6 protein-coding genes and 1 pseudogene are annotated in these 8,267 nt (G+C 60.3%); 6 read left to right on the forward strand and 1 reads right to left on the reverse strand.

The features are described from left to right. Nucleotides 1-288: 288 nt before the first annotated feature. Nucleotides 289-1,092, reverse strand: a complete 804-nt coding sequence (locus XI09_RS09270) for an IS1380 family transposase (RefSeq protein WP_271566569.1) — start codon at nt 1,090-1,092, stop codon at nt 289-291. A gap of 452 nt (nt 1,093-1,544) precedes the next feature. Between XI09_RS09270 and ald the strand changes: the two genes are divergently transcribed. From ald to XI09_RS09300, 6 genes and pseudogenes are all read left to right on the forward strand, one after another. Then, nucleotides 1,545-2,657 carry an alanine dehydrogenase gene (gene ald / locus XI09_RS09275; protein ID WP_097669298.1) on the forward strand — a complete coding sequence of 371 codons (1,113 nt, stop codon included), beginning with the start codon at nt 1,545-1,547 and terminating at the stop codon, nt 2,655-2,657. A 742-nt stretch (nt 2,658-3,399) separates the two neighbouring features. Beyond that, the gene (locus tag XI09_RS09280) at nt 3,400-3,594 is read left to right on the forward strand and encodes a 4Fe-4S binding protein (protein ID WP_035730311.1); all 195 of its coding nucleotides are present in this window, start codon (nt 3,400-3,402) and stop codon (nt 3,592-3,594) included. A gap of 189 nt (nt 3,595-3,783) precedes the next feature. Next, the gene (gene sufB / locus XI09_RS09285) at nt 3,784-5,280 is read left to right on the forward strand and encodes a Fe-S cluster assembly protein SufB (protein WP_271566570.1); all 1,497 of its coding nucleotides are present in this window, start codon (nt 3,784-3,786) and stop codon (nt 5,278-5,280) included. A 67-nt stretch (nt 5,281-5,347) separates the two neighbouring features. Further along, nucleotides 5,348-6,100: a Fe-S cluster assembly ATPase SufC gene (gene sufC, locus XI09_RS09290; RefSeq protein ID WP_271566571.1), complete on the forward strand. Its 753-nt coding sequence runs from the start codon at nt 5,348-5,350 to the stop codon at nt 6,098-6,100. Nucleotides 6,101-6,122: 22 nt separating this feature from the next. Next, nucleotides 6,123-7,445 (forward strand): Fe-S cluster assembly protein SufD, encoded by a 1,323-nt coding sequence (gene sufD / locus XI09_RS09295; RefSeq protein WP_271566572.1) that lies wholly within the window; start codon nt 6,123-6,125, stop codon nt 7,443-7,445. After that, nucleotides 7,442-8,267, forward strand: a pseudogene (locus tag XI09_RS09300) (aminotransferase class V-fold PLP-dependent enzyme); the annotation flags it as partial. The gene sufD and the pseudogene XI09_RS09300, both read left to right, overlap by 4 nt.

Below are 8,267 nucleotides of genomic sequence, written 5' to 3' on the forward strand. Positions count from 1 at the left end.
CCGTGTAAAATCTGTCCCATAGCGCTTCCCTCGAATCGTGCGATAAGGATGCACCATCAAAGTCTGGGACTAAACACCTAGATGGAGACGTTCTCATGCTACGAGGCTTTGCTGTCGACAATCTGACAAGCCTCGGAACGATCCCGCATTGCCTCGTCAGAAATGCTCCTGAATACGGAGTTGTTGCCTCACGTAAATTGCTCCCCAATAGCAACGGAGCGCAGAGGCGGCGATGAGGCGATTGAGCATGGCGACGCGCACGGAACTGAAGTCTGTTTTGGCACGGCGTTACGGGATGTCGAGCCGCGTCGAGAGCCGCATTCTCGACAGTTCGTTGCGATTACCTGCTTCCATCGGAAGCATGTGATCCGGATGTTGTCGGCGACCTCGTCGACTTTTCTGGCGAGCGGCTTGGTGCCGGACAGACCGAGGATGTAGTTGATGCCGTTGGTCTCGCAACCACGCCATTGCCTCCGGCCGGGCATAGTGCCCGTCGCCACGGAACGTAATTCGCGTGTCGTGCCATCGCGTGCGGATGTGCCGTACCAGGCGGCGCAGATGGGCACACACCTCGACGCCGCCCGGCGTCTTGCCGGGCCGCAGCACGACTGCCACGGGCCGGCTCTTCTCCGTGTCGTAGACGTGGATCGGCAGAAAGCAGCGCTCGTCATAATGAGCGTTGAACAGCGAGAGCTGCTGATGGCCGTGGACGACATCGCAGCTATCGTCGATGTCGAGCGTGACGGATGCCGGCTCGCGCGGGTAGCTATCCATCCATGCGTCGACCAAAGTGTAGGTCAGTCGGATCACGTCGCGCAGGCGCGGAGCATTCTCCAGGCGCGACAGCGTCGGTTGGGAACACAGATCGCGACCGCTGTCCGGCAGCCGTCCGCAGGCCAGCTTGAATGCGGGATCGGACCTCAGATGATCGAGGTCGTCGGCGTCCTCGTAGCCGTAGCAGATCGCGAACATGCGCGCGCGGAACATATCGACAAGGCTGTGCACGACCCGCGTCGGATCGCGCCGATCCGGGAACACCCGGGCCAAATTGTCGGCCAAACCAAGACGCCGCTCGGCCATCGCCAGAAGCATCACGCCCCCATTCGAGGTTAGGCGCCCACCATCGAGGCAGCTGTGACTTTCTTGGCGTGAACGGCTGGAAACGAAAAGGGCAGAATCGTATCATCGGTCATGGCGGGCGTGGCGTTCACGGTTGAGGTGATGGGGTTGGCTTCGCAACCGAATCCTACGCCGCATCAACGCTTTACACCACGCTCGCCAGCCTCTCGGGCGCCCTCTGACGAATAAGGCGGGCTAGCTTTTCCACAAGCCGAGAACGCAATTCGAAACGAAGTCGTCGCCATCGCGCACTTTCGACGGTTAAGCACAGCGGGCATGCTCACACGAGCCGCTCGGCACGCCGTGGGTTTGAAATCCTGCGAAATTTGTCAAATATCGCTGAATTCCTGTGCCATTTTGGCGGCTCCATCGCGATATCGCTGCGCGCTTCCGATTAGAAGGGCGCTCTAGGCAGGAGTTTTCAAATGAAGGTCGGAGTCCCCAAGGAAATCAAGGCGCACGAATATCGCGTGGGTCTTACCCCTGGAGCTGTCCGCGAATACGTGGCAGCGGGTCACCGCGTGATGATCGAGACCGATGCTGGCGCTGGCATTGGTGCAACCGATGACGATTATCGCAATGCTGGCGCAACGATTCTAACTTCCGCAGTTGAGGTATTCGCATCGAGCGAGATGATCGTAAAGGTTAAGGAGCCTCAGCCGTCCGAATGGTGTCAGCTGCGGGAGAATCAGATCCTGTTCACTTATCTGCATCTGGCCCCCGACCCCGATCAGGCCATGGGCCTCCTGAAATCTGGATGCACCGCGATCGCCTATGAGACCGTAACTGATGCGCATGGTGGTCTTCCACTGCTGGCGCCGATGAGCGAGGTCGCGGGTCGGCTTGCGATCGAAGCGGCAGGTAGCGCCCTTAAGCGGAGTGCAGGCGGACGAGGGCTGTTGATCGGTGGTGTGCCCGGTGTTCAGCCGGCCCGAATCGTGGTGCTTGGAGGTGGCGTCGTTGGTACGCACGCGGCACGCATGGCGGTCGGTCTGGGCGCTGAGGTGACAATCATCGACCGTTCGATACCTCGGCTCCGCGAGTTGGACCAGCTATTCGAAGGACGCGTTCGCACCAGGTTTTCGACCATCGACTCCGTGGAGGAAGAGGTATTTGCGGCGGATGTGGTGATTGGTGCGGTGCTCGTTGCAGGTGCGAGCGCGCCGAAGCTGGTCCGCCGGAGCATGCTGAGCTCGATGCGCAAGGGGGGGGTGCTCGTGGACGTCGCTATCGATCAGGGCGGCTGCTTTGAGACATCGCATCCAACCACTCACGCTGATCCAACTTACGAAGTGGATGGCGTCATTCATTATTGCGTGGCCAATATGCCCGGCGCCGTGCCGCTGACCTCGAGCCAGGCACTGAATAACGCGACGCTGCCGTTTGGTTTGGCTCTGGCTCAAAAAGGTTTTTCCGCCGTGCTCGAAAGCCCGCATTTGCGCGCAGGCCTCAACGTCCATCGAGGCCGGCTAACTTACAAGGCGGTGGCCGAAAGCCTCGGGCTACCCTTCTCACCGATCGACCAGGCTGCTGCCTGATCCCAGAGGCCCGTTATGGGCGTTTCCTCCCTGACTTTGGCCACCCTTCGGGGTGGCTTTTTTTGGCTCTATCGATCTGCTGACCGCCGCCGGCATTTATTTGTAACGCGGAGCGAAGTGGAGGATCACCAGACGAACGCCCGGCTTCAGTCGCCCTCGTGACGCGAAGCAATGTACTTTTGCTCCATACAGCGTATATGAATGCCGGTCTTGCCAGGTAAATCCAAGGCAATTGAGAATGCGCCCCGCGGGTCCCCAGGGGACCCGCGATCACCGGTGCGACATTATCTGACGCGATCGCCGCGACCTTTTCGGGCTGGCTGTGGAGACGCGGACCAAGCCGGTGACGACTGCGCCGGTTGTTCATCGTGGTGCTGTCGCCGAAGCCGCCGCCGTCCCGGGTGGGGAACCAACAAGATGCGGCTCGCGGTCGACCTGACGTGAAGTGGCGCGGCGCATCGATCGTAGCCGCCGCACCGCGGCCTTGGGAAGGATCGCAGATCGCTCCCTCGTGCTGGCGAACGCGGTTCACCTGATCGGCTGACTGCCGGGAGATCGACCATGCGCAAACGACGGCATCGAGATCAGCAGCTGTCATGCCGATTGTAGGATTTGCGACACCGTGTCGAGGCGGCGACTTGCGTTGTCGAAAATAGCCGAGACAAATCAAGGTTAAACTGTCTGGCACAAGACTTGAAAGCAAGAAGCTGTCCCGCACCTTTTTGCTCATGGAAGCGCAGTGATGGCCTACAAGATAATCGCATCCCAGTGCACGGTCTGTGGTGCGTGTGAGTTCGAATGTCCCAATGCTGCGATCAGCCTGAAGAACGACATATATGTGATCAATCCGACCCAGTGTACCCAATGCGAAGGGCATTTTGACGCGCCGCAATGCGCCGTCGTTTGCCCGGTGCCTGATACCTGCGTGCCGGCATAGGTAGCCGATGAGAGGAGCTCCGACGCGAAACATGATGAAGACGCTATCGACAGCCGCCGCCCTTTGGATCCACCTCCTGTTTCTCTCACTGGCTGGTCCCGAGTTGGCCGTGATTTGCGCGATCCACTCGGAGAGGGCGCCGCGCAATCGTCGCCGGCGGCCGTTGTCCTTGCGCGAGCGGAGCGGGCAATGGTAGCTGCACAAGAGACCGTCGAGCGCGTCCGTCGCATCGACGTCGATCAGTATCGTTATGGGTTTGAGACCCTGATCGAGTCCGACAAGGCCCCCAAGGGGTTGTCGGAAGAGACCGTCAAGTTCATTTCCGAGAAGAAGAACGAACCCGCCTGGATGCTCCAGTGGCGGCTCGAGGCCTATCGGCGCTGGCTGACCATGACCGAGCCGACCTGGGCCCGCGTCGACTATCCCAAGATCGACTTCCAGGATCTCTATTATTATTCGGCGCCGAAGCCGAAGAAGTCGATCACCTCGCTCGACGAGATCGATCCGGAGATCCTGAAGACCTACGAGAAGCTCGGCATTCCCTTGCGGGAAGTCGCCATGCTCGAAGGCGTCGAGCCCAAGGTGGGCGAGGAAGACCCGGCCCGCCGCAAGATCGCGGTCGACGCGGTGTTCGACTCGGTGTCCGTTGCCACGACCTTCAAGGCGGAGCTGAAGAAGGCCGGCGTGATCTTCATGCCGATCTCGGAGGCGATCCGCGAGCATCCCGAGCTGGTGCAGAAGTATCTCGGCTCGGTGGTTCCAACCTCGGACAATTTCTACGCGACGCTGAACTCGGCGGTGTTCTCCGACGGCTCGTTCGTCTACGTGCCGCCGGGCGTGCGCTGCCCGATGGAGTTGTCGACCTATTTCCGCATCAACGAGCGCAACACCGGCCAGTTCGAGCGCACGCTGATCATCGCGGACAAGGGCTCCTACGTCTCCTATCTCGAAGGCTGCACCGCGCCGCAGCGCGACGAGAACCAGCTGCATGCCGCCGTGGTCGAGCTCGTCGCGCATGACGACGCCGAGATCAAATATTCGACGGTGCAGAACTGGTACCCGGGCAACTCGGAAGGCAAGGGCGGCATCTACAATTTCGTCACCAAGCGTGGCGACTGCCGCGGCGACCGCTCCAAGATCTCCTGGACCCAGGTCGAGACCGGCTCCGCCATCACCTGGAAGTACCCGAGCTGCATCCTGCGCGGCGATAACTCGAGCGGCGAATTCTATTCGATCGCGATCTCGAACGGCTTCCAACAGGTCGACTCGGGCACCAAGATGATCCATCTCGGCAAGAACACGTCGAGCCGGATCATCTCGAAGGGCATCGCGGCCGGCAAGTCGCAGAACACCTATCGCGGGCTCGTGACCGCGCATCGCAAGGCGACCGGCGCGCGCAACTTCACCGCCTGCGATTCGCTGCTGATCGGCGACAAATGCGGCGCGCACACCGTGCCGTACATCGAAGCCAAGAACTCCTCGGCGACGTTCGAGCACGAGGCGACGACCTCGAAGATCTCCGAGGACGTGCTGTTCTACTGCGTGCACAGAGGCTTGACCGAGCAACAGGCCACTGGCCTCGTCGTCAACGGCTTCGCGAAGGACGTTCTGCAAAAACTGCCAATGGAATTCGCAGTGGAGGCGCAGAAGCTGATCTCGATCTCGCTCGAGGGATCTGTCGGATAACCAAACCTCCGCGAGCCCTCTCGAATGCGGCTCGCCATTCGCATGGCATTTCAGGGATCAGATCAGAATGGCGCTACTCGAAATCCGAGATTTGCATGTTGGTATCGAAGACCACGAAATTATTCGCGGCCTCGATCTTAACGTCAATGCGGGTGAGGTGCACGCGATCATGGGGCGGAACGGCTCCGGCAAGTCGACGCTCTCGCACGTCATCGCCGGTAAGCCAGGCTATGAGATCACCGGCGGACAAATCCTGTTCAGGGGCGAGAACCTCTTGAGGATGGAGCCAAATGAACGCGCCGCCAAGGGCGTGTTCCTGGCATTCCAGTATCCGGTCGAGATCCCCGGCGTGACCACCGTGAACTTCCTGCGGGCGGCACTAAACGCACAGCGCAAGGCGCGCGGCCAACAGGAATTCTCCACCCCCGAATTTCTGAAAAGAGTCCGCGAGGTGGCCGGTTCGCTCAACATTCCCCATGACATGCTCAAGCGCGGCGTCAATGTCGGCTTCTCCGGCGGCGAGAAGAAGCGCAACGAAATTTTGCAGATGGCGTTGTTCGAGCCGTGTCTGTGCATCCAGGACGAGATCGATTCCGGCCTTGATATCGACACGCTGCGTATCGTCACCAGCGGCATCAACGCCTTGCGTTCGCCGGAACGAGCGATGATCGTGATTACTCACTATCGGCAGCTTCTCGACTATATCGTGCCGGACGTTGTGCACGTGATGGCGAAAGGGCGGGTCAGGAAGAGCGGCGGCAAGGAACTCGCGCTGGAGCTCGAGGCTGGTGGCTACGCCCAATTCGAAGACGCGGCCTGACGGCTCTAGGGAGAATTCCCCGATGAAGCAGGTTATGGCCAAAGCTGACGCCGGACGCGCAATGGGCAATGTTTTCGCTGCGGCGCGTGGACAGCTGCCTGGCGTAGGCCCTGTCCCCCACATCCGTGCCAGGGCATTCGAGGCCTACGAGCGTGCCGCCCTCCCGCACCGGCGCATGGAGGATTGGAAATTCACCGATCTGCGCGCCCTGATCGGCGAGGTGCTGCCACTCGCTCCGCGACCGGATGCGAAGGCGCTGGTGCGCGCAAAGGCGTCGGCCAAGCAAGTGGCTGCCGATCAGGCGGTCAAGCTGGTTTTGGTGGATGGCAAATTCGCGCCAGAGCTATCCGATCTCGGCAGGCTGGAAAATGAAATCGATGTGCGGTCGCTGCGAGAGGTTCTGGAGAATTCCGCCACTGGGGCCATGGCCGGTCTGGTGCTGTCGACGACTAGCGATGCGGCGATCTCGCTCAATGCCGCAATGGCGACAGATGGCCTGGTGATTACGATCGCAGATGGCAATGTGGTGAAGCGTCCAATTCAGATCGTTCACGTCGCAACCGGAGTGTCGGTGTCCACGTTTACACGTTCCTATCTGCAGCTCGGTAAAGGAGCGCATGCGTCCATCGTGGAAAGTTTCGTCCCGGCTGAAGGCGCGAGCGGCTATCAAGCCAACGATGCGATAATCGCCCTGGTTGGTGACGAGGCGAGCCTGTCGCTTATCCGCGTGGCAGCCGATGCCTCTGACGCCGTGAACATCTCGTCGGCGATCATAGCAGTCGGCGCCAGGGCTAAGCTCGACCTCTTCAGCATGACCTGCAGCGGCTCCGTCAGTCGCTATCAGGGATTCATCACGCTGGCCGGCGAGGAAGCCGAGCTCTCGGCTAACGGGGTTAATCTCATCAGGGACAAGCTGCACGCCGACACAACGTTCGTGGTCGACCACGCCGTGCCACATTGCACCAGTCGGGAGAGGTTCCGCGCGGTCGTCGATGATTGCGGCCGCTCGGTGTTTCAGGGCCGAATCGTCGTTCGTGCCGCCGCCAGGAAGACGGATGCCACCCTGACGACGCGCGCGTTGCTCCTGTCCGACCAGGCCGAGGCCGACAATAAGCCCGAACTTGACATCTTGGCCGACGACGTGACCTGCGGCCACGGAGCGACATCGGGTGCGCTGGACGACGCTCTCGTATTCTATCTGCGCGCGCGGGGTCTATCGGAGAAGGATGCGCAGATGTTGCTGATTAAAGCGTTCCTTGGCGAGTCGATTGAGGGGATCGCCACCAAGAATCTGCGCGATTTTGTGACAGCGCAAGCTGAACACTGGCTGCAGGGGTGGCGATGAGCGCTCATCCCGCGATGAGCGATGATAGTTACGAGGTCAAGCGTCTGGGTACGGACTTCCCCGCGCGGCTATGACGGTGTACCGCAAGCCGCTTGTCACCCGATAACGCTGCATCCGCACAAAAGCCCAACGCGGTACTTGACCGTATGATGCAGGTGTACTCCAGCGGATACGCCAACGTTCGTCGCGGCTTGCACTACCTCGCTAAAACGCGGCGACCGAGGCGTATGAAGGCGCCCGTACCAAGGTGGCGCGGCTTGTGAGCGCGCACTTAAACGAAGAGATCATCTTCACCTGGAGCGCCACGGAGGCAATCAATCTGGTCGATAAGACTTTGGCCGTGAACGCATTACCCCGGGTGATGAGATCGTTCTCTCGATTATGGAACACCACTCCAACATTGTGCCATGGCATTTTCTCAGGGAACGACTCGGTGCAGGGATCAACTGGGGGCCAGTGGATGATGACGGAAACTTCTTGCGCGGTAAGTGTGCGCGACTGCTGACCCCGCGCACCAAAGATGGTTGCAACCACACAAATGTCGAACGTGCTTGCCACAGTCTTGCCGGTGAAAGGCGTGGTGAGGATCGCGCATGCTCGTGGTATCTCGGTGCTGCGTCGAGGGCTCGCAAGGATGCGTCCATATGAGCGCCGACGTCTGCGACATTGATTGCGATTCTACGTCATGACAGGCCACAAACTCTATGGTCCGACGGGGATCGGAGTGCTTTAGGGCAAATCTGCGCATCTGGAATCGATGTCGCCCCTCAATGGCGGGCGGAGAGATGATCCGCGAGGTCTCGCGTTCCGGCGTCATTTATG

Source organism: Bradyrhizobium sp. CCBAU 11386, from assembly GCF_028128955.1.
Lineage (GTDB): Bacteria > Pseudomonadota > Alphaproteobacteria > Rhizobiales > Xanthobacteraceae > Bradyrhizobium.